This is a genomic window from Monashia sp. HAY1-11D (assembly GCF_056868035.1).
This window is the reverse complement of record NZ_CP200320.1, coordinates 2810372-2831191: the sequence shown is the minus strand read 5'-3', so window position 1 is coordinate 2831191 and position 20820 is coordinate 2810372. Positions and strand designations below refer to the sequence as shown.

At 73.3% G+C, this 20820-nt stretch carries 20 protein-coding genes and 1 pseudogene; 5 read left to right on the top strand and 16 right to left on the bottom strand.

The window, feature by feature from the left end; genetic code table 11:
- Positions 1–10: 10 nt before the first annotated feature.
- From AC1VM9_RS13115 to AC1VM9_RS13085, 7 genes are all read right to left on the bottom strand, one after another.
- Positions 11–1840 carry an ABC transporter ATP-binding protein gene (locus tag AC1VM9_RS13115; RefSeq protein WP_483122949.1) on the bottom strand — a complete coding sequence of 610 codons (1830 nt, stop codon included), beginning with the start codon at positions 1838–1840 and terminating at the stop codon, positions 11–13.
- Positions 1837–3621 (bottom strand): ABC transporter ATP-binding protein, encoded by a 1785-nt coding sequence (locus AC1VM9_RS13110; protein ID WP_481344982.1) that lies wholly within the window; start codon positions 3619–3621, stop codon positions 1837–1839. Before AC1VM9_RS13110 ends, AC1VM9_RS13115 begins: the two co-directional genes overlap by 4 nt.
- 82 nt (positions 3622–3703) lie before the next feature.
- On the bottom strand, positions 3704–4051 hold the full coding sequence (locus tag AC1VM9_RS13105) for a twin-arginine translocase TatA/TatE family subunit (protein ID WP_481342208.1): 348 nt from the start codon (positions 4049–4051) through the stop codon (positions 3704–3706).
- Between the two features lie 61 nt (positions 4052–4112).
- Positions 4113–5750 carry a S1C family serine protease gene (locus AC1VM9_RS13100; RefSeq protein ID WP_483122948.1) on the bottom strand — a complete coding sequence of 546 codons (1638 nt, stop codon included), beginning with the start codon at positions 5748–5750 and terminating at the stop codon, positions 4113–4115.
- Positions 5747–6490, bottom strand: coding sequence for a hypothetical protein (locus AC1VM9_RS13095; protein WP_481344980.1), 744 nt, complete (start codon positions 6488–6490; stop codon positions 5747–5749). Before AC1VM9_RS13095 ends, AC1VM9_RS13100 begins: the two co-directional genes overlap by 4 nt.
- Positions 6491–6543: 53 nt before the next feature.
- A complete protein-coding gene (gene sigE / locus AC1VM9_RS13090) occupies positions 6544–7224 on the bottom strand; it encodes an RNA polymerase sigma factor SigE (RefSeq protein WP_481344979.1) in 681 nt (226 codons plus the stop codon).
- 157 nt (positions 7225–7381) lie between these two features.
- Entirely contained in the window at positions 7382–7915 is a 534-nt protein-coding gene (locus AC1VM9_RS13085) for a hypothetical protein (protein WP_481341526.1), read from the bottom strand.
- 72 nt (positions 7916–7987) lie between these two features.
- On the opposite strand from AC1VM9_RS13085, the gene AC1VM9_RS13080 reads away from it, so the two are divergent.
- Positions 7988–8611 carry an O-methyltransferase gene (locus AC1VM9_RS13080; protein WP_481341527.1) on the top strand — a complete coding sequence of 208 codons (624 nt, stop codon included), beginning with the start codon at positions 7988–7990 and terminating at the stop codon, positions 8609–8611.
- A gap of 206 nt (positions 8612–8817) precedes the next feature.
- Positions 8818–10062 (top strand): MinD/ParA family ATP-binding protein, encoded by a 1245-nt coding sequence (locus AC1VM9_RS13075; RefSeq protein WP_481341528.1) that lies wholly within the window; start codon positions 8818–8820, stop codon positions 10060–10062.
- A 106-nt stretch (positions 10063–10168) separates the two neighbouring features.
- Here AC1VM9_RS13075 and AC1VM9_RS13070 read toward each other — a convergent pair whose 3' ends face one another.
- Positions 10169–10342, bottom strand: a complete 174-nt coding sequence (locus AC1VM9_RS13070) for a DUF3117 domain-containing protein (RefSeq protein ID WP_076262632.1) — start codon at positions 10340–10342, stop codon at positions 10169–10171.
- Positions 10343–10483: 141 nt separating this feature from the next.
- Between AC1VM9_RS13070 and AC1VM9_RS13065 the strand changes: the two genes are divergently transcribed.
- On the top strand, positions 10484–11332 hold the full coding sequence (locus tag AC1VM9_RS13065) for an enoyl-CoA hydratase/isomerase family protein (protein ID WP_481344977.1): 849 nt from the start codon (positions 10484–10486) through the stop codon (positions 11330–11332).
- A gap of 44 nt (positions 11333–11376) precedes the next feature.
- On the opposite strand, the gene AC1VM9_RS13060 is transcribed toward AC1VM9_RS13065, so the two are convergent.
- Genes AC1VM9_RS13060 through dapE form a run of 4 tightly spaced genes read right to left on the bottom strand, consistent with a single transcriptional unit; the run spans position 11377 to position 15227 of the window.
- Positions 11377–12591 (bottom strand): hypothetical protein, encoded by a 1215-nt coding sequence (locus AC1VM9_RS13060; protein ID WP_483122946.1) that lies wholly within the window; start codon positions 12589–12591, stop codon positions 11377–11379.
- The gene (locus AC1VM9_RS13055) at positions 12588–13121 is read right to left on the bottom strand and encodes a cell division protein DivIVA (RefSeq protein ID WP_481344976.1); all 534 of its coding nucleotides are present in this window, start codon (positions 13119–13121) and stop codon (positions 12588–12590) included. The genes AC1VM9_RS13060 and AC1VM9_RS13055 overlap by 4 nt, the downstream gene beginning before the upstream one ends.
- On the bottom strand, positions 13118–13999 hold the full coding sequence (locus AC1VM9_RS13050) for an LOG family protein (RefSeq protein WP_481344975.1): 882 nt from the start codon (positions 13997–13999) through the stop codon (positions 13118–13120). Before AC1VM9_RS13050 ends, AC1VM9_RS13055 begins: the two co-directional genes overlap by 4 nt.
- A gap of 37 nt (positions 14000–14036) precedes the next feature.
- Positions 14037–15227: a succinyl-diaminopimelate desuccinylase gene (dapE, locus tag AC1VM9_RS13045; protein WP_481344974.1), complete on the bottom strand. Its 1191-nt coding sequence runs from the start codon at positions 15225–15227 to the stop codon at positions 14037–14039.
- A 101-nt stretch (positions 15228–15328) separates the two neighbouring features.
- On the opposite strand from dapE, the pseudogene dapD reads away from it, so the two are divergent.
- Both dapD and AC1VM9_RS13035 read left to right on the top strand, forming a co-directional pair.
- Positions 15329–16262, top strand: a pseudogene (gene dapD / locus AC1VM9_RS13040) (2,3,4,5-tetrahydropyridine-2,6-dicarboxylate N-succinyltransferase).
- 51 nt (positions 16263–16313) lie between these two features.
- Entirely contained in the window at positions 16314–17186 is an 873-nt protein-coding gene (locus tag AC1VM9_RS13035; RefSeq protein WP_481341535.1) for a hypothetical protein, read from the top strand.
- A gap of 97 nt (positions 17187–17283) precedes the next feature.
- Here AC1VM9_RS13035 and AC1VM9_RS13030 read toward each other — a convergent pair whose 3' ends face one another.
- The 4 genes from AC1VM9_RS13030 to fdxA form a co-directional block, all read right to left on the bottom strand.
- Positions 17284–17640, bottom strand: coding sequence for a hypothetical protein (locus AC1VM9_RS13030; RefSeq protein WP_481341536.1), 357 nt, complete (start codon positions 17638–17640; stop codon positions 17284–17286).
- Between the two features lie 256 nt (positions 17641–17896).
- On the bottom strand, positions 17897–19180 hold the full coding sequence (locus tag AC1VM9_RS13025) for a citrate synthase (protein ID WP_481341537.1): 1284 nt from the start codon (positions 19178–19180) through the stop codon (positions 17897–17899).
- Positions 19181–19311: 131 nt separating this feature from the next.
- A complete protein-coding gene (gene dapC / locus AC1VM9_RS13020; RefSeq protein WP_481341538.1) occupies positions 19312–20448 on the bottom strand; it encodes a succinyldiaminopimelate transaminase in 1137 nt (378 codons plus the stop codon).
- Positions 20449–20468: 20 nt separating this feature from the next.
- Entirely contained in the window at positions 20469–20795 is a 327-nt protein-coding gene (gene fdxA, locus AC1VM9_RS13015; protein WP_481341539.1) for a ferredoxin, read from the bottom strand.
- Positions 20796–20820: the final 25 nt, after the last annotated feature.

Genomic DNA, 20820 nt, shown 5'->3' with positions numbered 1-20820 from the left:
AGAGGGCGACTCAGGCCAGGGAGTCCATCCAGGCCCGGTGCAGGCCGGCGAACCGGCCCGACCCGGCCTCGATGAGGTCGCCCGGCGCACCGTCCTCGACGATGCGCCCGTGCTCCATGACGAGCACCCGGTCGGCGATCTCGACGGTCGACAGGCGGTGCGCGATGACGACGGCGGTGCGCCCGGCGAGGATGGTCTGCAGGGCCCGCTGCACGAGCCGCTCGGACGGGATGTCGAGGGAGGACGTCGCCTCGTCGAGGATGAGCACCGCGGGGTCGGCGAGGAAGGCCCGGGCGAACGCGACGAGCTGACGCTGGCCGGCGCTGAGCAGGCCACCACGGTTGGACACCGGCGTCGCGTACCCCTCGGGCAGGGCGGAGATGAACGCGTGCGCACCGAGGGCCCGCGCCGCGGCCTGCACCTGTTCGTCGGTGGCCTCGGGCCGGCCGAAGCGGATGTTGTCGGCGACCGTGCCGCTGAACAGGTAGCTCTCCTGGGTCACCATGACGACCGCGCGGTGCAGGTCCTCGGACCGGATGCGGCGCAGGTCGACGCCGTCGAGCAGCACCGCGCCCCGCGTCGGGTCGTAGAACCGCGTCGCCAGCTTGGCCAGGGTCGTCTTGCCGGCACCGGTCGTCCCGACGAGGGCGACGGTCTGGCCCGCGGGGACCGTGAGGTCGAGGTCGGGCAGGACGGGGGTGCCGGGCACGTACTCGAACCGGACGTGCTCGAGACGCAGCTCGCCGCGCGCCCCCTCGAGCGCGACGGGGTCGGTCGGCTCAGGGACGTCGGGCTCCTCCTCGAGGACGCCGGACAGCTTCTCGAGCGCGGCCGAGGCGGACTGGAAGGTGTTGTAGAACTGGGAGATCTCCATCATCGGCTCGAAGAACTGCCGCAGGTACAGCAGGAACGCGGCGAGCACGCCGACCGTGACCTCGCCCTCGTAGGCGAGGCAGCCGCCGTAGAGCAGCACCACCGCGATGGTGACGTTGCCGATGAGGCGGATGCCGGGCATGAACCAGGCGACGAGGCGGAACGCGACGAGGTTTGCGCGCCGGTACTGGTCGTTGACGTCGTCGAAGATCTCCTGGTTGCGCGGCTCGCGGCGGAAGGCCTGGACCGCGCGGATGCCGTTCATCGACTCGACGAAGTGGACGATGACGAGGGCGACCTTCTCGCGGGTCGCGCGGTAGCTGCGCGCCGACTCCTTGCGGAACCAGTTGGTCAGCAAGGCGAGGAACGGGCCGCAGAGCAGGGCGACGAGACCGAGCTTGACGTCGAGGACGAGCAGCAGGACGGACGTGCCGACGAGCGTCAGCGCGGCCGTGACGAGGCCGTCGAAGCCGGTCTCGAGCATCTCGTAGATGGCATCGACGTCGGAGGTCTGGCGCGAGATGACGCGGCCCGAGGTGTACCGGTCGTGGAAGGCGGGGCTGAGGCGCTGGAAGTGCCGGAAGACGCGCCGGCGGATCGACAGGAGGATGTCCTGGCCGATCTGGCCGGAGCGCACGAGGAAGAGGTTGCGCGCGACGGCCTGCGTGACGGTGGCGGCGAGGACGAGGGCGACGACGACGAGCAGCGGGTCGAGGTCGCCGGAGTCACGGATCGGCGGGATGCCGACGTCGATGCCCTCCTTGACGAGGTACGGGATGGCGAGGCGGGCCCCGTTCTCGACGACGACGACGGCCATGAGCCACCACAGCGCCCGCCGCCACGGCCGCATCACGTCGGCGAGCAGCCGCCGTGAGCGGCCCGCGAGCCGGGCCGAGGCCTGCGCGGTCAGCTCGCCCTCGGTCTCGTCCGAGGCGACGCCGCGCCAGTCCTGCACGGGCGCGCTCATGCCGACACCTCCGCCGGGGCGTCGTGTCCGGCCACCGGGTCCGCGGCGAGCAGCTCGCGGTAGGCCGGGACGGTGTCGAGCAGCTCGCGATGGGTGCCGACGTGGGTGATGGTGCCGCCCTGCAGGAGGGCCACGCGGTCGGCGAGCAGGACGGTCGAGGCGCGGTGGGCGACGATGAGGCCGGTGGTCTCGGACAGCACTCGCGACAGCGCCTCCTCGACGAGGTTCTCGGTGTGGACGTCGAGCGCGGAGAGGGTGTCGTCGAGGACGAGGACCGCCGGACGCGACAGGACGGCGCGCGCGAGGGCGAGCCGCTGGCGCTGCCCGCCGGACAGCGACAGGCCCTGCTCCCCGATGCGGGTGTCGAGCCCCCACGGCAGGTCGTGGACGAATCCCGCCTGGGCGATCTCGAGCGCGGCGAGGACCTCGTGCTCGGTGGCCTCGACCCGACCGAGGGTCACGTTCTCGCGGGCGCTCATCGAGAAGAGGGTCGGCTCCTCGAAGGCCGTGGCGACGAGGCTGCGCAGCGCCGCGAGGTCGAGGTCGCGCACGTCGACGCCGTCGATGGTGATGCGCCCACCGGTGACGTCGAACAGCCGGGGCACGAGCGAGGTCAGCGCGGTCTTGCCGGTGCCCGTGGCGCCGACGAGGGCGACCGTCTGCCCCGGTGGCAGGTCGAGGTTGACGTCGCGCAGCACCGGCTGGTCGGGGGCGTCGGGAAAGGCGAAGTCGACGTGCTCGAAGCGCAGGTGGCCGCGCCTCGGCGTCGACGTCTGCCCGCCCGAGACGATCTCGGGTGCGGTGTCGAAGATCTCGAGGACCCGGGCCGCCGCGGTCATCGCCTCCTGGGCCATCGCGAGGATGACGCCGAGCGAGGAGACCGGCCACACGAGCGAGAGCATCAGGGTGATGAAGGCGACGAGCTCGCCCGGCGTGAGCGCACCGCGGCCGACGCCGATCGCCCCGAGGAGCAGCACGACGACGACGGCGAGGTTGGGGATGACCTCCAGGAAGGTCCAGAACTTCGCGGAGAGGCGCACCTTGTCCATGCTCGTCGCGCGCAGCTCGAGCGCGGCCGCGTCGTAACGACCGGACACGTGGTCGCTGCGGCCGAACGACTTGATGACGCGGATGCCGACGGCACCCTCCTCGGCCTGGGTCGCGAGGTCACCCTGCTGGTCCTGGACCCGGCGCGAGACGACGACGTAGGCCTTCTCGAAGCGCATCGAGAGCCAGATGATCGGCACCGACACGGCGGCCACGACGACCCCGAGCGGCCAGTACATCGACAGCAGGACGCCGGTGACGACGACGAGCTGCAGGACGTTGACGACGAGGAACAGCAGGCCGAACCCGCTGAACCGGCGGATCGCCGACAGGTCGGTGGTGGCTCGCGAGAGCAGCTGGCCGGACTGCCACCGCGTGTGGAAGCTCATCGGCAGCGCCTGCAGACGCTCGTAGAGGTCGCGGCGCAGCGCGGTCTCGAGGCCGAGGACGGCGTTGGACTGCACCCAGCGGCGCACGAAGATCAGCACGGCCTCGAGGACACCGAGGCCGAGCGCGAGCAGCCCGAGCGGCAGGACCGGGCCGAGCTCGTGCCGCGAGATCGGCCCGTCGATGATGGCGCGCGTCACCAGTGGCAGGGCGATGGACAGCCCGACGCCGGCGAGCGAGGCGGTGAACATGACGACCAGGGCCCGACGGTGCGGCCGCAGGTACCCCCGCAGGCGCCAGAGGGAGCGGACGGAGGCAGGCGGGTGCGCGACGGGTTCGAGAGACATCAGCTCCTGACGATAGCTGCCGCCCCCGACAGCCGATGCCTCTGGGTCAGATCGTTTTCTCGGCGGGGACCCGACGGCGTGCTCAGGTGGCCTCGGCGTCCCACGGCGTCGGTTTCGACGGGTCGTGGCCGCGCGGCAGGCTCACCGGTTTGTCCGGCTCCGGCTCGGGCTCGTCGGCCGGCGCGCTCAGGGCGTCGCGGACGATCCGGCGCGGGTCGTACTGGCGCGGGTCGTAGGCCCGCCAGTCGATGTCGGAGAACTCCGGACCCATCTCGTCCTTGAGCTGCTCCTTGGCCCGGTCGGCCATGGCCCGCGCCTGCCGGACGAACCGGCCGAACTTGGCGGCGTACTCGGGAAGGCGCTCGGGGCCGAGGACGATGACCGCGAGGAGGCCGAGCAGGAGCAGCTCCCACCCGTTGATGTCGAACACTCTTCCTCGCTTCCCTGCAGGCCGGCGCGCGCCATCATACGGAAGCGCCCCGGGAGCCGGCTCAGTTGTCCGGGTCGGCCTCGAGCGTCATCTGCAGGTCGGTCCGACGGCCGTCGCGCAGCACCGTGAGCGTGACCGTGTCCCCGACGGCGCGCGAGCGGATCGAGACGATGAGCTGGTCCGGGGTGCGGATGCGCTTGCCCTCGAAGGCCGTGATGATGTCGCCCGGCCTGACGCCCGCCTTGGCGGCGGGACCGCCCGCCGTCACGGCGTCCGGGCGGTCGAGGACCTGGGCGCCGTCGCCGCTGAAGGTGCGGTCGAGGCTGACGCCGATGATCGGGTGGGTGGCCTTGCCCGTGGCGATGAGCTGGTCGGCGGTGCGCCGGGCCTGGTCGCTCGGGATGGCGAAGCCGAGGCCGATGCTGCCGCCGGTCGAGCCACCGGTGCCGGGCACGCGGGCGATAGCCGAGTTGACGCCGATCACCTGTCCGGACATGTCGAGCAGGGGCCCGCCGGAGTTGCCCGGGTTGATCGCGGCGTCGGTCTGGATGGCGTTGATGAAGGAGGTCTCGGTGCCCTCGCCCGGCGTGACCGGCCGGTTGAGCGCGCTGACGATGCCGGTCGTCACGGTCTGGTCCAGCCCGAGCGGGGCCCCGACGGCGATGACCTGGTCGCCGACGACGACCTGGTCGGACCTGCCGAGCGTGAGGGGCGTGAGGTCGGTGCGGCCGATCCTGATGACCGCCAGGTCGTAGGAGGCGTCCTTGCCCACGACCGTGGCCTTCTCGGTGTCGCCGTTGCTGAGTACGACGTCGATCTGCCCGCTCGCGGCCGACACGACGTGGTTGTCGGTCAGGATGTGACCCTTGCGGTCGATGACGAAGCCCGACCCCGTGGCCGACCCCTCGCTGCCGCCGTCGACCTTGATCGTCACGACGCTCGGCAGGGCGGTCGCCGCGATGTTGGCGACGCTGCCCGCCGGGCGGGCGGTTGCCCCGATGCCGGGAGTCGGCAGCGTCGAGCCGCTCGTGAGGTTGACGCGGTCGTCGAGCACCTGCCCGGCGACGCCGCCGACGACCCCCGACAGGAGGCACAGCCCGGCGACGGCCGCCACGAGGACGCCGCGGCGTCGCCGCGGCGGCACGTCGACCGGCGCCGACGCCGCCCCCGACATCGGTCCCGCGACCGGTGTCGCTCCCGCGACCGGGGCCTCGGCGCCGGCGTCGGCCGGTGCCACGGGCACCGTGACGGGACCGGCGGCCTCGCTCGGCCCCCCGGGGCCGCCAGGGGCCCCCGGCGCCGCCCAGTAGCCGGCCGCCGACGCGCCCGGGCCCGTGGCGGGGGGGCCGGCACCGGTCGAGCCGGAGGGTGTCCCGGTCGCGGGGACCTCGTCGACGGCGTCGAGGGCGCCAGCGGCGGGCGCGGCGGGCGGGGCGTAGGCGGCCCGGTGTGCCTCCTCCGCCACGGCGTCGGCGCGGTCGCTGCCCCAGGCGGCATCGGCACGGGCTGGAACGCCCGGTCCCTCGGCCGGGTGCTCGCCGCGGAAGACGTCGAACCACGCCTCGGAGGATGCTGCGGGCCCGGGTACCTCCTGGGTGGCGCCGACGTCGATGACACCGGTGCGCTCCGGTTCGCTCGCGCCCTGCGGTTCGGGAGCACCTGCGGGCTCGGGTTCGGGCCTGCGCGGCTCGTCGCTCATGGCGTCGATTCTGCCGAACCCGCCGACGCCGAACGCACCTGGCCCACCTGCGGCGGACGGTTGACGACCCGGTTGGTGACGACCCAGTACGGCGCGCTGACGGCGGCGAGCCGGCTGGACGCCGGGGCATCCGGGCCGGCGGCTGTCGAGCCGGCTCCGGAGACGGCCCCCGCGGCCGTGGAAGCCGTCGAACCGCTCCCCCTGGCCGACGACCCGAGGCGGCTCACGAGCAGCGCCGACATGCCGGAACCCGTGGTGCTCGGACTCGACCCGAGGCTGGCCACGGGCACTCCCGCCGACGGCAGCCGCGTCCCGCCCGGCACGGGTGAGACGGCCAGGCCCCACGCCGCGGCGACCGAGGCCCCCGCGGCGAGCGACGCGACGACCGCGGCCCGCATCGGGGAGCGGTGCAGCGCGGGCGCGCCCGGACGCACGGTCGGCACCGGGTCGTAGGTCGGCAGGGCATGGCGCACGCCCATCGGCGGCAGCGGGATGCGCGGGCCCCCGTCGTGTCCCGACCCCGGCGCGGTCTGAGCCGCCGCCAGACCGAGCAGCGACGAACGCAGCGACGTCGGCATCCCGGTGTCCGAGCGCAGCGCCGCGACGATGCGCCGCTCCCGGTCGACCGCGTCGCGGCACGACACGCAGCACACGAGGTGCCGGTCGTAGAGGTGGAGCATCGCCGGAGGCAGGGCCCGGTCGACGTAGGCGCGCACGTAGCCTCGCAGGTGCGGCGTCACGGGTTCACCTCCAGGCGCATCGGTCGGGCTCCACGTCGTTCGTCTCGGCCGGCTCAGCGGGTCCCGGCGGCGACCCGGCGGCCGGGAAGGCGCAGGCCGGGGCGCGCCGTGCGTCCCTCCGGGCGGGCCCCCTTGGTGGCGCCTGCAGCCGGTGCGGCCGCCACGGCGTCGGGGGCTCGGTGGGCCAGCGCCTCACGCAGCTGCGCGCGGCCGCGGTGGATGCGCGAGCGCACGGTGCCGAGCTTGACGCCGAGCGTGGCGCTGATCTCCTCGTAGGACAGGCCCTCGATGTCGCAGAGGACGACGGCCGCGCGGAACTCCGGCGCGAGCGCGTCGAGGGCCCGTTGCACGTCGTCGTCGAAGCGGGCGTCGTGGTAGGTCTGCTCAGGGCCCTTCTCGCGGCTCGGGAGGCGACCTGCGGCGTCCTCGGGCAGGGCGTCGAAGCGGATCCGCTGCTTGCGGCGCATCTTGTCGAGGAAGACGTTGGTCGTGATGCGGTGCAGCCAGCCCTCGAACGTGCCCGGCTGGTAGGAGTGCAGGGAGCGGAAGACCCGGACGAAGACGTCGTGGGTGAGGTCCTCGGCGTCGTGCGGGTTGCCGGTGAGGCGGTAGGCCAGGCGGTAGACGCGCGCCGAGTGCTGCTCGACGATCTCCTCCCACGTGGGAGGGGTCCACGTCGACTCGGCCGGCGCCACCGCGGGGTGGGGCTGGGTGGACGGCACGCTGCTGGTCACGAGAGCCTGGGACCTTTCGAGGATCGGTTCAACGACGTGAACGCATCGGGTCGGCGATTCGTTCCCCTCCACCGTGCCCGTTTCGGCTGTCGCGTCACCAGCGGGAACCTGTGCGGACGCTGTGAACGTGCGGACCGGCCCCGTGACGGGCGACGCGTCAGGTCGCGAGGTCGCCACCGGCGCCGGTGCGGTCCCCGCCCGGGCCCCGGGCGCCCTGCTGCCCGGCGTCGTCGGGTACCGCCTCGTGGTGCCGCAGGCCCGGCGAGCGCCGGTCCTCCTTCATCTCGGCCTCGAACAGGTGCCGGCGGCCACCGACCAGCGCCTCCCGGGCCTCACGCTCGAACGCCTTGAACGTCGCGTAGTAGCCGTCGTCGTACTCCTCGACGACCTGGAAGGTCCAGCGGCCCTCGAGGACGTTGCGCCCCACGAGCTCGCGCCCGATGCGTTCGGCGAGATCGGTGTGACCGGCCTGGCGCAGCAGGTCGACGGCCTCGCCGAGGGCCAGGTCGGCGGTGCCGGTCAGCCGGTGGAACCCGTAGAGGTGGCCTCGGGCGTCCTCGACGACCTCGAGTGCCTCGGACAGCTTGCCGAGCGCCTCGACCGTCGCGTCGTCGACGCCGTCGGGGCGTCGGTGCTCGGCGGTCGGCCGGTCGGGCTCTCCAGTGGTCGTCGGCAGGTCCGTTTCGTCCATGACCGCACCATAGGCACGGAGGGGCCGGGCTCGTCCAGAACCTGTCGTTGCCGTCGCAGTAGGGTTGCGGCCATGAGTTCGCAGAAGGTCGCCGCGTGGTCGCACGCCGAGGAGTTCGTCGCCCCGAGCGAGCACGTCGAGCAGGCCCGCCTGCGCGGCGAGGAGCTCGGCGCCCGACCGGTCGGCAACGGCGTGGGGGCGACCCTGCAGTTCCTCGCGGCGGCCACCGGCGCCAAGGCGGTCATGGAGGTCGGCACCGGCGCCGGCGCGTCAGGGCTGTGGCTGCTCGGCGGCATGCCCGCCGACGGCGTCCTCACGACCATCGACCTCGACACCGAGCACCAGCGGGCGGCACGAGAGGCGTTCGCCGCCGCCGGCATCGCCCACCAGCGCACCCGGGTCATCGCCGGTCGCGCCCTCGACGTCCTGCCGCGCATGACGGACGCCGCCTACGACCTCGTCGTCGTCGACGCCGACCGGCAGGAGTACCCGGAGTACGTCGAGCAGGCCGGGCGCCTGCTCCGTCCCGGCGGCACCCTGGTGCTGACGTGGTCCGACGACGAGTCCGACCCGGCCAAGCGGGACCCCGAGACCCGGACGCTGCGCGAGGTCGGCCGCACGCTGCGCGACCAGGACCGGTTCACCGTCGCGCTGCTGCCCGTCAGCGAGGGGCTTCTCGTCGCCGTCAAGAGCTGACGCCGGTCGCCTGCTCCCGCTGCTCCCCCGCCCGGCGGCCCGGGCGCCCTGACGTTTCGGGACGTACCCGGACAGACCCGGGCAGGGTTCCCGGATGTCGGGCCCGAGCACCCCGCCGCCCACTCGCCGAGGACTAGCCTTGGCATCCTCACCGTTCGTTCTGCTGCCGGGCCCGGCGTCCGGCTCGCGACACGAGATGGGCGCGCATGAGCACGATCGAGCAACCCTCCACCCCGGCGAACGGGCGTCCTGGCGACCGCCGACCGCCTGCCACCGCCCCCGTGACGACCCCGGCCGGGGGCGCTCGCGCAACGCCCCCGGGACGGTCCGACGCCGGAGCGGTCCGGGCCCCGGCGAAACCGGCCGCCCCCGCCGGCCCCACGGCCCGCGACCTCGCCGATGCCGCCCGAGCGAACGCGGCAGGCGCCGACCGCCCGGGTCATCTCGGACGCCTCCCCGGCCCGGTACGGCAGGTACCGCCCCCGCCGCGTGAGGTCACTGGACCGGCCGCCCCGGCGGCGCCGCTGACCGCCGACGCGTTCACGGACGAGGCCCTGCTCGGCCGCGAGCGCACCGTCGCCCGCACCGGCTGGCGGCGCGGGCTCGCCGGCCTGACCGGTGGCCGGGTGGCCCCCGGCCCGGGGCCGGCCGAGCGGCGTCGCGCCGCGCTCGAGGCCCGGGTCAGGGCCCCCATCGAGGGGACCCGCCGCATCGTCGTCATGAGCCGCAAGGGCGGCGTCGGCAAGACGACGGTGACCGTGGCGCTCGGGGCCACCTTCGCCCAGAGCCGGGGCGACCGGGTGGTCGCCGTCGACGCCAACCCCGACGCCGGCAACCTCGCCCGCCGCATCGCCGGGGACTGCCCGCGCACCATCACCGACCTGCTGGCCGACGCCGACGCCATCGACACCTTCTCGACGATGCGCCGGTACACCTCCCAGTGCCACGAGTCACGGCTCGAGGTGCTCGCCTCGGACGACGACGCGAGCATCAGCCAGGCCCTCGACCGCCCGGCCTACCGCCGCGTCGTGTCCCTGCTCGACCAGTACTACAACCTCGTGCTGCTCGACACCGGCACCGGCATCCTCGACAGCGCCAACCAGGGGCTCCTGGCCGAGGCGGACCAGCTGGTGCTCGTCCTGCGTCCGGCCCTCGACGGCGCCCGCGCCGGGTCGCAGACCCTGGACTGGCTCGACGCGCACGGCTTCGGCGACCTCGTCGCGTCGGCGGTCGTCGTCGTCAACGCCGTCAACCACGCGGGCGACCCGGCGGTCATGGCCATCACCGAGCACTTCTCCCGCCGCTGCGCCCACGTGTCCCACATCCCGTGGGACACCGCGCTCGAGGCCGGCGGCCGCACCCTCCTGTCGCGGCTGGCCCCGAAGACCCGCGAGGCGTTCGTCGACGTCGCGGCCGCCGTCGCCGACCGCTTCTCCGTCGTGACCCCCTGACTCCCGGTCGGACCGCGCTCCCCCGGCCGGGACGCACGACGGCCCCCGACCTACAGGTCGGGGGCCGTCGGAGGCGTGAGTCGAGGCGCCTGGGGCAGGGAGCGCTTCAGCTGACGCCGTCGCAGCCCTGGATCGCGTCGCGCAGAGCCGCAGCCTCGTCGGGGGTCATCTCGACGACCAGCCGCCCGCCGCCCTCGAGGGGCATTCGCAGCACGATGCCGCGACCCTCCTTGACGACCTCGAGCGGTCCGTCTCCGGTCCTCGGCTTCATTGCTGCCATGGTTCCCCTTCCCTAGGAATCCTCGGTCTTTGGTCCCATTATTCCGTGTCTGGATTGCGAGACCTAATCCGGACGTGAGGATGCGCACGTGCGGGGCGCCGCACCTACCGTGGCCCGCCCGGATGGGACAGAGTGGCGCCCATGACCGCGCCCCAGTCCCATCCCACCGACGGCCCGACCTCGGACCGCGCACCCGTCGACGCCACCGGCCCGCTCGTCGTCGAGGTCGACGGTGGCGTCGCGTGGGTGCGCCTGTCGCGCCCGGACGCCATGAACGCCCTCGACGAGGCGCTCAAGGACGCGCTCGTGTCCGCCCTCGAGTCGCTCGCCGCCGACGAGACGGTCCGGTGCCTGGTCCTGACCGGCTCCGGCCGGGCGTTCTGCGTCGGGCAGGACCTCAAGGAGCACGTCCGCAGCCTCGCCGACCAGAGCGCGACCCTCGCCACGACGGTGACCCGGCACTACAACCGGATCGTCACCGCGCTCGCGACGATGAACAAGCCCGTCGTGGCCGCCCTCAACGGCGTCGCCGCCGGCGCCGGCCTCAGCTTCGCCCTCGCGTGCGACGTCCGCGTGGCGGCCGACACGGCGGGCCTCAACACCTCGTTCGCCGGAATCGCGCTGTCGTGCGACTCCGGGGCCTCCTGGTCCCTGCCCCGCCTCGTCGGCACGGCGCGCGCCAAGGACCTGCTGATGTTCCCCCGCACCGTCGGCGCCGCGGAGGCGCTCGAGCTGGGCCTGGTCAACCGGGTCGTGGCGGCGTCCGAGCTCGAGGCCGTCGTGGGCGAGCTCGCCTCGAGGCTCGCCGCCGGGCCGACGCTGGCCTACGGGTCGATCCGGCGCGCGGTGGCCTACAGCGCCACGGCGCCGCTGGCCGACGCGCTGGCCAACGAGGCCGAGCTCATGGCCTACACCGGACACAGCGCCGACCACCGCGCCGCGGTCGACGCCTTCCTGGCCAAGGACGAGCCCGTCTACACCGGCCGGTGACGCCCACCGGCGTCGCCGCTCGTGCGCGCCGGTCGCGGTCGGCGTCACGGCGGGTAGTCACCGTTCGGCGAGGGGACGTAACGCCACAGGATGTCGGTCCAGTACCACTGGCCCACGACGAAGAGCGCGAGCATCGGCACCGCGCGCACCAGCAGCCGGGTCCACGTGGTGCCGCGGCGGTCCGGCCAGCCGGCGCCGACGACGACGCCGAGCAGCGGGAAGAGTGGCACGAGGTAGCGGAAGATGCTGGTGAAGGGGTCGAGCACGGCGGCGAGGTAGGCCGGGTAGGCCAGCGACCACGTCCGCAGCTCGGCCCCGAGCGCCCGAGCCCAGGGGCCGGCCACGAGGGCCACGACCGCCGACGGCACGAGCCAGAGCAGCACCGGACCCCAGGTGTCGCCGAAGACGTAGCGCGCCATTCCGGCCCACGGCGTGAACGGCTCCACGGTGCCCGAGCCGCGCCAGGCGCCCATCGTCCGCGTGTAGGCGTCGGCCTCGCCGGTGACCCACCAGGCGATCGCGGGCCAGAGGAGCCCCGCGACGCCGCACCCGACGAGCGAGGCGACTCCCGCGGCGAGTCCCCGGGTGACGGGCCGCTCGGTACGAGCACGCCAGCGCAACCACAGCGCGACGAGCGTCACGACGCCCAGCGGCACCGCGACCGGACGCGTCAGGCCCAGCAGCACGGCGACTCCCGCCGCCACGAGCCACCGCTCGCGAGCCAGGGCGTAGAGGTACCCGACGAGCAGCAGCATCGCCGGTGCCTCGGTGTAGGCCAGCTGCAGCGTCACCGACGCCGGGAAGCACGCCCACAGGAGCACGACGACGAGCGCCGCCCGGTCACCGAGCCGGTCACGCAGCAGCAGCGCCATGAGCACGGCCGCGCCGAACCCGCACCCGAGCGCGAGCGTCGACCCGGCGGCCGGGAACGACAGCCCCACGGCCATGAGGACCCGCGAGGCGTACGGGAACAGCGGGTAGAAGGCCCAGGCGTTCTGCTGCACCGAGCCGCCCTCGCCGACGGGCAGCTGCGACGGGTACCCGTCGAGGGCGATGGTCTGGTACCACTGGCCGTCCCACAGCGCGGTGAAGGGGAAGTAGGTGACCGGCACGTGGTCGCCACCCGTCATGCCGCTCGGCACCTGGCGCTGCATGACGACGAGCAGGATCGCCGTCGTGACGACGCGGGCGGCGGCGTAGAGCGCCAGGACCCATCCGACGAAGGTGCGGCGGGGCAGGCTGGGAGCCAGGTCCCTCATCCGCTGCGGTCGTCGCCGACGCCGCGTCCGGCCGCCTGCGGCAGCCCCGCTGCATCGGCGGGTGGCGGCTCGGTGGGCGGCGTGGGCGGCGTGGGCGGCGAGCCCTCGGGGCCCGGACGCTCGTGGGCGGCTCGCGGCTCCTGGGCGGCTCGCGGCTCCTCGGCGGCTGGGGCCTCCTCGGCGGCCCGGGCCTCCTCGGCGGCCCTGGCCCCTCCGCCACCCGTGGGGTCGGCGGCGTCTACGGCCGCCGGCGCGGCGTCGCCGCGAAGGACGGCGATCTGCTCGTCCTTCTCGCGCAGCTCGCGGCGCAACCGGTCGACGACGGCGTCGACCTGGCTCATCCGGTAGCCGCGGGCGGCGACGTCGAAGACGAGGTCGTCGAAGTCGTCGTCGGCGATCGCCTCGTCGGGCAGCGGCTCGTGCGACAGCGAAGCCGTCGGCCGGCCGAGGCCGCCCCCCGCCAGACCGAGCACGAGCGCCACGACGAAGCACACGACGACGACGCCGACGAGCAGGATGAACCACTTCACGACGCGGTCTCCTCGTCGCCACGATGCGGATCGGCGGCCTCGGGGGGCATCGTCAGGCCCGGCTCCTCGAAGGTGCGGATGGCCTGCACGGCCTCGTCCGGGTCGTCGGTGAGGACGAAGCGGTCCAGGTCGGCCGGCACGATCATGCCCCGGTCGAGCACGGTGCCGCGCAGCCAGTCCAGCAGACCGGACCAGTAGTCGGTGCCCATGAGCACGAGGGGGAACTCGGTGACCTTCTGCGTCTGGGCCAGCGTCAGCGCCTCGAAGAGCTCGTCCAGCGTCCCGTAGCCGCCGGGCAGCACGATGAACCCGCGCGAGTACTTGAGGAACATGACCTTGCGGGCGAAGAAGTACCGGAAGTTGATGCCGATGTCGACGTACTCGTTGAGGCCGGTCTCGAAGGGCAGCTCGATGCCGAGGCCGACCGACGTGCCTCGGCCCTCGTACGCGCCCCGGTTGGCCGCCTCCATGGCGCCGGGACCGCCCCCGGTGATGACGGCGTACCCGGCCTCGACGAGGCGCCGGCCGACCTCGATCCCGGTGGCGTAGGCGGGGTCGTCACGGGCCGTGCGGGCGGAACCGAAGACCGCCACGGCCGGTCCGAGCTCGGCGAGCGCGCCGAAGCCCTCGACGAACTCGGACTGGATCCGCATGACGCGCCACGGGTCGTTGTGCAGCCAGTCCGAGCGCTGGGGCCTCTGGAGCAGCCGTTGGTCGGTCGTCGTCGTCGGCACCTGCTCGCGGCGCAGCGTGACCGGACCGGTCTGGCGTCGGGAGTCGCGGGGCCCGCCGGACCGCGGCGGGCGCGGTGCCGGGGCAGCCGGCTCGCCGATGCCGGCGTGCCGCTCCGGAGCCGCCGGGTGTTCGTCGTCACTCACAGCGCCACCCTACGTGCCGGTGCCGTGCGCAGACGCGTCAGCCGAGCCAGCGCAGCAGCGCCGCCTCGGCGTCGACGTACTGGTGTACCGGGCAGTGCTCGTCGTCCATGTGCGCGAGGTTCGGGTCGCCCGGGCCGTAGTTGACGGCGGGCACCCCGAGCGTCGAGAAGCGGGCGACGTCGGTCCAGCCCTCCTTGGCGTTGACCGGGACCCCCAACGCCTCGACGAAGGCCTGCGCGGCGGGCAGGAGCAGTCCCGGGCGCGCGCCGTCGGCGGCGTCGCCGAGGGTCACCTCGAAGCCCTCGAACACGTGCTGGACGTGGGCGAAGGCCTCGGCCACGTCCTTGTCGGGGGCGTACCGGTAGTTGACGGTCACCGTGCAGCGGTCGGGGATGACGTTGCCGGCGATGCCGCCGCTGATGGCCACCGCCTGCAGCGCCTCGTGGTAGTCCAGCCCGTCGACGGTGATCGTCTCGGCCTCGTAGGCGGTGAGGCGGCTCAGCACGGTCGCGGCGTCGTGGATCGCGTTGTGGCCCTTCCATGGCCGCGCCGAGTGGGCGGCGACGCCGGTCGTCGTGACGTCTGCACGCAGGGTGCCCTTGCAGCCGCCCTCGATCGCGCCGTCGGTCGGCTCGAGGAGCACCGCGAAGTCCCCGGCGAGCAGCTCGGGGTGGGTCTGGCCCACCCGGGCCAGGCCGTTGTACCTCGCGTCGATCTCCTCGCACTCGTAGAAGAGGAAGGTCAGGTCGCGCTCGGGCTCGGCCAGCTGCGCCGCGATGCGCAGCATGACCCCGACACCGCCCTTCATGTCGACCGTGCCGCGACCCCAGAGGTCGTCGCCGACGCGCCGGGTCGGCAGGTTCGGCTCGGCGGTCAGCGGGACGGTGTCGATGTGGCCCGCGAGGACGACACGCTCCGAGCGGCCGAGGTGGGTGCGGGCGACGACGGTGTTGCCGTCGCGCACGACCTCGAGGTGGGCCAGTGGCCGCAGCGCCGCCTCGATGGCGTCCGCGAGGGCCTGCTCGTCCCGGCTGACCGATGCGACGTCACAGATCGCTGCGACGAGGGTCGTGACGTCGGCGGTGAGGTCGAGCGGCGACGCCGGGCCGGCGCCGGGGGCGTGCGGGGCGGCGTCGGTGACCTCGGCGGTGGCGTCGGTGACCTCGTCGGTGGCGTCGGGGGCGGCGTCGGCGGTCACGGGCTCGGTGGACGGGGTCGGCTCGGGCATACCGGGAAGGCTAGCCCGCCGGTGCCCGCCGGTGCCCGCCAGCCGGACGGGGAGGCCGTCTGGTTTCGGGCACCGGACCCCGCGGCCCTATCCTTTCGCGCATGTCGGAGCGCAGCGCATGGGGTTATGGACTGACGACGGTCACGGACGGCGGGCAGGTGCTCGACACGTGGTTCCCCGAACCGGCCCTCGGGGCCCGGCCGGCCGAGGCCTCCGCTGCCGCGGGACTGGCCGCACTCGCCGGCGAGGACGCCGCCCGCCGCGTCCGCACCGAGGTGCGTCTCGTCGAGGTCGACCTCGACGCCGCGCCGGCGGACGCGCCCGACGCCTACCTGCGGCTGCACCTGCTCTCGCACTGCCTCGTGCAGCCGAACACCGTCAACCTCGACGGCATCTTCGGGGTCCTGCCGAACGTCGTCTGGACGAGCGTCGGGGCCTGCGCCGTCGACGGGTTCGAGCAGACCCGCCTGCGACTGCGCGCGGCCGGCCAGCACGTCGCGGTCTACGGGGTCGACAAGTTCCCCCGGATGACCGACTTCGTCGTGCCGCAGGGCGTCCGGATTGCCGACGCCGACCGCGTCCGCCTCGGCGCGCACCTGTCCCCGGGCACCACGGTCATGCACGAGGGGTTCTGCAACTTCAACGCGGGCACGCTCGGCACCTCGATGGTCGAGGGCCGCATCGTGCAGGGCGTCGTCGTCGGCGACGGCTCCGACGTCGGCGCCGGCGCCTCGATCATGGGGACGCTCTCCGGTGGTGGCACGGAACGCGTGAGCATCGGCGAGCGTTGTCTCGTCGGGGCCAACGGCGGCATCGGGATCGCCCTCGGCGATGACTGCGTCGTCGAGGCCGGTCTCTACGTGACGGCGGGGACCAAGGTGACCCTCCCCGACGGCGCGGTGGTCAAGGCCCGCGAGCTTCTCCGGTTCGAGCAACATCCTCTTCATCCGCAACAGCGTGACCGGCGCCGTCGAGGCTCGGGACCGGGCAGGCTCCGGCATCGCGCTCAACGAGGCCCTGCACGCGAACGACTGACCCCAGCCGACCCCACGCCCGGCGCGCCGTGGCGACGACGACGAGGACCCCATGCCGACCCGCCAGCGCCCGACTCTCGCGGAGTCCCGCGCGCCCCGACGTCCCGCGCGGCGCCGGCGGCGGGGTGTCGCGGTGCTGCTCGTCGTCGCGCTCGTGGCGGTCGGTGCCTGGTTCGGGGCGCGCTTCCTCTACACCAGCGTCGTCAACCCGACGTGCACCATCACGGCCGGAGGCATGACCGAGACCTTCGACCCCGAGCAGACCGCCAACGCCGCGCTCATCAGCGCGCTCGCGGTCAAGCGCCGGCTGCCCCCGAGAGCGGCGACCATCGCCCTGACGACGGCCTTCCAGGAGTCGAAGATCCGCAACCTGCGCTACGGCGACCGCGACTCGCTCGGGCTGTTCCAGCAGCGGCCGAGCCAGGGATGGGGCACCGAGAAGCAGATCCTCGACATGGTCCACGCGACCAACGCCTTCTACGACGCGCTCGTCAAGTTCAGGGGCTACGAGAGCGCCGACATCACCACCATCGCCCAACGGGTCCAGCGCAGCGGGTTCCCGGAGGCCTACCGCGACCACGAAGGGCAGGGACGCGTGCTCGCCTCGACGCTGACCGGCCATTCGCCCGGCGGGCTCACCTGCCGCCTCGACGCCGCGAAGACGAGCGTGAGCCCCTCCCGCGTGGCCGACGACCTGCAGCAGCAGATGGGCGTCGCGTCGGTGCGCCGCGGCGAGAAGACCGTCACGGCCACGGCGTCGAACCCGGCCCTGGCCTGGGCGGTCGCGCACTGGGGAGTCGCGCGGGCCGAGCAGTACGGCGCGACCCGCGTCACGATCGGCGACCGCACCTGGGACCGCTCCGAGGGCGACGCCGGCTGGTCCGCCGGCTCGGCCACCACGACGGTCACCATCACCCTCGCCTGACCTGCTCTGACGCGACCGACGCCTGGTCGGGCGTCGGAGCCGGACGTCGCGCCGACCGGGCGGCCGGCGCGGCGCAGACCACGGCCGGCGCGCGTCCTCAGTCGATCCCGGCGACCCGGTCGAGGTGCTGCAGCAGGTCGTAGGCAGCCCGTTCGACCTTTTTGTGGCGCCACTCGGCGGCCCGGTACACGCAGGCGATGAGGCCGGTGCGGTGCACCCGCCGCAGGTCACCGCAGACGAACGCGTACCGCGCCTTGGTCTCGTCGTTGGCACCCTCGGTCAGACCGAGGTGCCAGGAGGCGTACTCCTCCCACGAGTGGCGCTCGAGGTAGGCGTTCTGCGCCTCGGCGCCCGGTTGCACCTCGCCCCAGTCGCTGTCGAGCACGTACTGCCGCCGCTCGATGCGTTCGCGCACCGCCGCCACCGCCGCGTCGTTGACCGTGTAGCTCGCCATGACCCCACCTTGCCCCACCGCGCCGCGCCCCCGCGCACCGAACGAGTCGTTCGGTTGCTGCGACCCGGTCTCCGACAGGGAACCGAACGAGTCGTTCGGTTGCTCAGACCCGGTCTCCGACAGTGACCGAACGAGTCGTTCGGTCCCGAACGCGCCGTAGGGTGCCGAACGCGCCGGTGCACAGACGTTTTCGGCACCGAACGAGTCGTTCGGTGCCGAAAGCGTCGGAGGGCCCGGAGGGGTGGTGGGCGCTGGATCAGCCCTGCGGGTAGTCGCGCTCGGGGGACCCGGTGTAGATCTGGCGCGGGCGGCCGATCTTCGTCTCCGGATCGGTCATCATCTCGCGCCACTGGGCGATCCAGCCCGGCAGGCGGCCGATGGCGAACAGGACCGTGAACATCTTCGTCGGGAAGCCCATCGCCTTGTAGATGAGCCCGGTGTAGAAGTCCACGTTCGGGTAGAGCTTGCGCTCGACGAAGTAGTCGTCGGCGAGGGCGATCTCCTCGAGGCCCTTGGCGATGTCGAGCAGCGGGTCGTCCTGGCCGAGCTTGGCGAGGATCTCGTCCGCGGACTTCTTGATGATGGCCGCACGCGGGTCGTAGTTCTTGTAGACCCGGTGGCCGAAGCCCATGAGCCGGACGCCGCCCTCCTTGTTCTTCACCTTCTCCATGAACTTCTTCGGGTCGTCCCCGGACTCGTGGAGCTGGTCGAGCATGTCGAGCACGGCCGAGTTGGCGCCGCCGTGCAGCGGACCGCTCAGGGCGTGGATGCCCGCGGAGACGGAGTTGAAGAGGTTGGCGTGGGCCGAGCCGACGAGGCGCACCGTCGAGGTGGAGCAGTTCTGCTCGTGGTCGGCGTGGAGGATGAACAGGAGGTCGAGGGCCTTGGCCACGGTCGGGTCGACGGTGTAGGGCTCGACGGGGTAGCCGAAGGTCATCCGGAGGAAGTTCTCGACGAGCGAGAGCGAGTTGTCCGGGTACATGTAGGGCTGGCCGACGCTCTTCTTGTGCGCCATGGCGGCGATCGTCGGCAGCTTGGCGAGCAGCCGGACCGTCGAGATCTCGACCTGCTCCTGGTCGAAGGGGTCGAGGCTGTCCTGGTAGAACGTGCCGAGCGCGGAGACCGCGGAGGACAGCACCGGCATCGGGTGCGCGTCGCGCGGGAAGCCGTTGAAGAACGCGCGGAGGTCCTCGTGCAGCATCGTGTGGCGACGGATGAGGTCCTCGAACCGGGACAGCTCCTCGGGCGTCGGCAGCTCGCCGTAGATGAGCAGGTAGGCCACCTCGACGAAGGTCGAGTGCTCGGCCAGCTGGCCGATCGGGTAGCCCCGGTAGCGCAGGATGCCCTGGTCGCCGTCGATGTAGGTGATGGCGCTCTTGCACGAGGCCGTGTTGACGAAGCCGACGTCGTAGGTGACCAGACCGGTCTCCTTGAGGAGCGAGCTCACGCCGAGCCCGTCATTGCCCTCGACGGCGTCGACACCGGGGAAGGTGAGCTCCTTGTCGGCGACCTTGAGCGTCGCGTCCACTGCCTTGGTCACTTCGTTCCTCCTGTCGCCCCGGGCACGGGCGGTAAGTCGTCGGATTCCGCAGCGACGTTACCCCAGCGTCACCGGGCCTGGGAAAACAGGTGTCGGGCCGTGGACGCGCAGGTCGGGCGACGGGTGAGGGCTCAGAGCCGCTCGCACGCGGCGGCGATGCGCTCGTCGGTGGCGGTGAGGGCGATGCGTACGTGCCGGGCGCCGCCGGGGCCGTAGAACGCCCCGGGCGCCACGAGGATGCCGCGCTCGGCGAGGTCGGCCACGGTCGTCCAGCAGTCCTCGTCGCGCGTGGCCCACAGGTACAGGCCGGCCTCGGACAGCTCGATGCGGAGCCCCGCGCGCGTGACGGCCTCGACGAGCCGCGTCCGGCGCCGCGCGTACACGGCGCGCTGGGCCTCGACGTGGTCGTCGTCGCGCAGGGCCGCCGCCATCGCCGCCTGCACCGGTGCCGGCATGATCATGCCGGCGTGCTTGCGCACCTCGAGGATGCGCCCGACGAGCGCGGGGTCACCGGCCAGGAACGCCGCGCGGTAGCCGGCGAGGTTGGACTGCTTGGACAGGGAGTACACGGCGAGCAGGCCCGTGTGGTCGCCGTCGCAGACGTCGGGGTGCAGGATGCTGGGCGTGGCGGTGCCGTACTGCCCCTCACGCCAGTCGAGCTCGGCGTAGCACTCGTCGCTCGCGACGACCACGCCGTGCCGACGCCCCCACTCGACGACCTTGCGCAGGTGGCCCACGCCCAGCACCTGGCCGTGCGGGTTGCCCGGGCTGTTGAGCCACAGCAGCTTCGGCGTCGTGCTCGGCGTCATCGGTCCGAGACCGGTCAACGAGCCGACGACGCGCGGGGTCGCCCCGGCGAGCCGGGCCCCGATGTCGTAGGTCGGGTAGGCGACCTCGGGGATGCCGACGACGTCACCGGTCCGGACCCCCAGGAGGGTGGGCAGCCACGCGACGAGCTCCTTGCTGCCGATGGTGGGCAGCACGGCGTCGGAACCGAGCCCGGGGACGCCGCGACGCCGCGAGAACCACTCGGCGATCGCGGCCCGCAGGTCCGTCGTGCCGACCGTCAGCGGGTAGCCGGGGGCGTCCGAGGCGCCGGCGAGGGCGCTTCGCACGACCTCGGGGGTCGGGTCCACGGGCGTGCCGACCGAGAGGTCGACGAGGCCCCCCGGATGCGAGCTCGCCCGCGCCTTGTGGGGCGCGAGCGAGTCCCAGGGGAAGTCGGGCAGGTCGAGCGGCGCCGGGCCCGGGCCTGTGGTCGTGGCCACGGCCTCGTCACCGAGGGGCGTCACTCGTCGTGCGGCTGGGGCGGCAGGGCCGCGACGAGCGGGTGGTCCTTGTCGATGACGCCGAGCTTGGCGGCACCGCCCGGGCTACCGAGGTCGTTGAAGAACTCGACGTTCGCGTTGTAGTAGTCGGCCCACTGCTCGGGGACGTCGTCCTCGTAGTAGATGGCCTCGACCGGGCACACCGGCTCGCACGCGCCGCAGTCGACGCACTCGTCGGGGTGAATGTAGAGCGAACGCTTGCCCTCGTAGATGCAGTCGACCGGACACTCCTCGATGCACGCGCGGTCCTTGAGGTCGACGCACGGCTGGGCGATGACATAGGTCATGGGGAGGGGACCTCCTGGGAGCGTT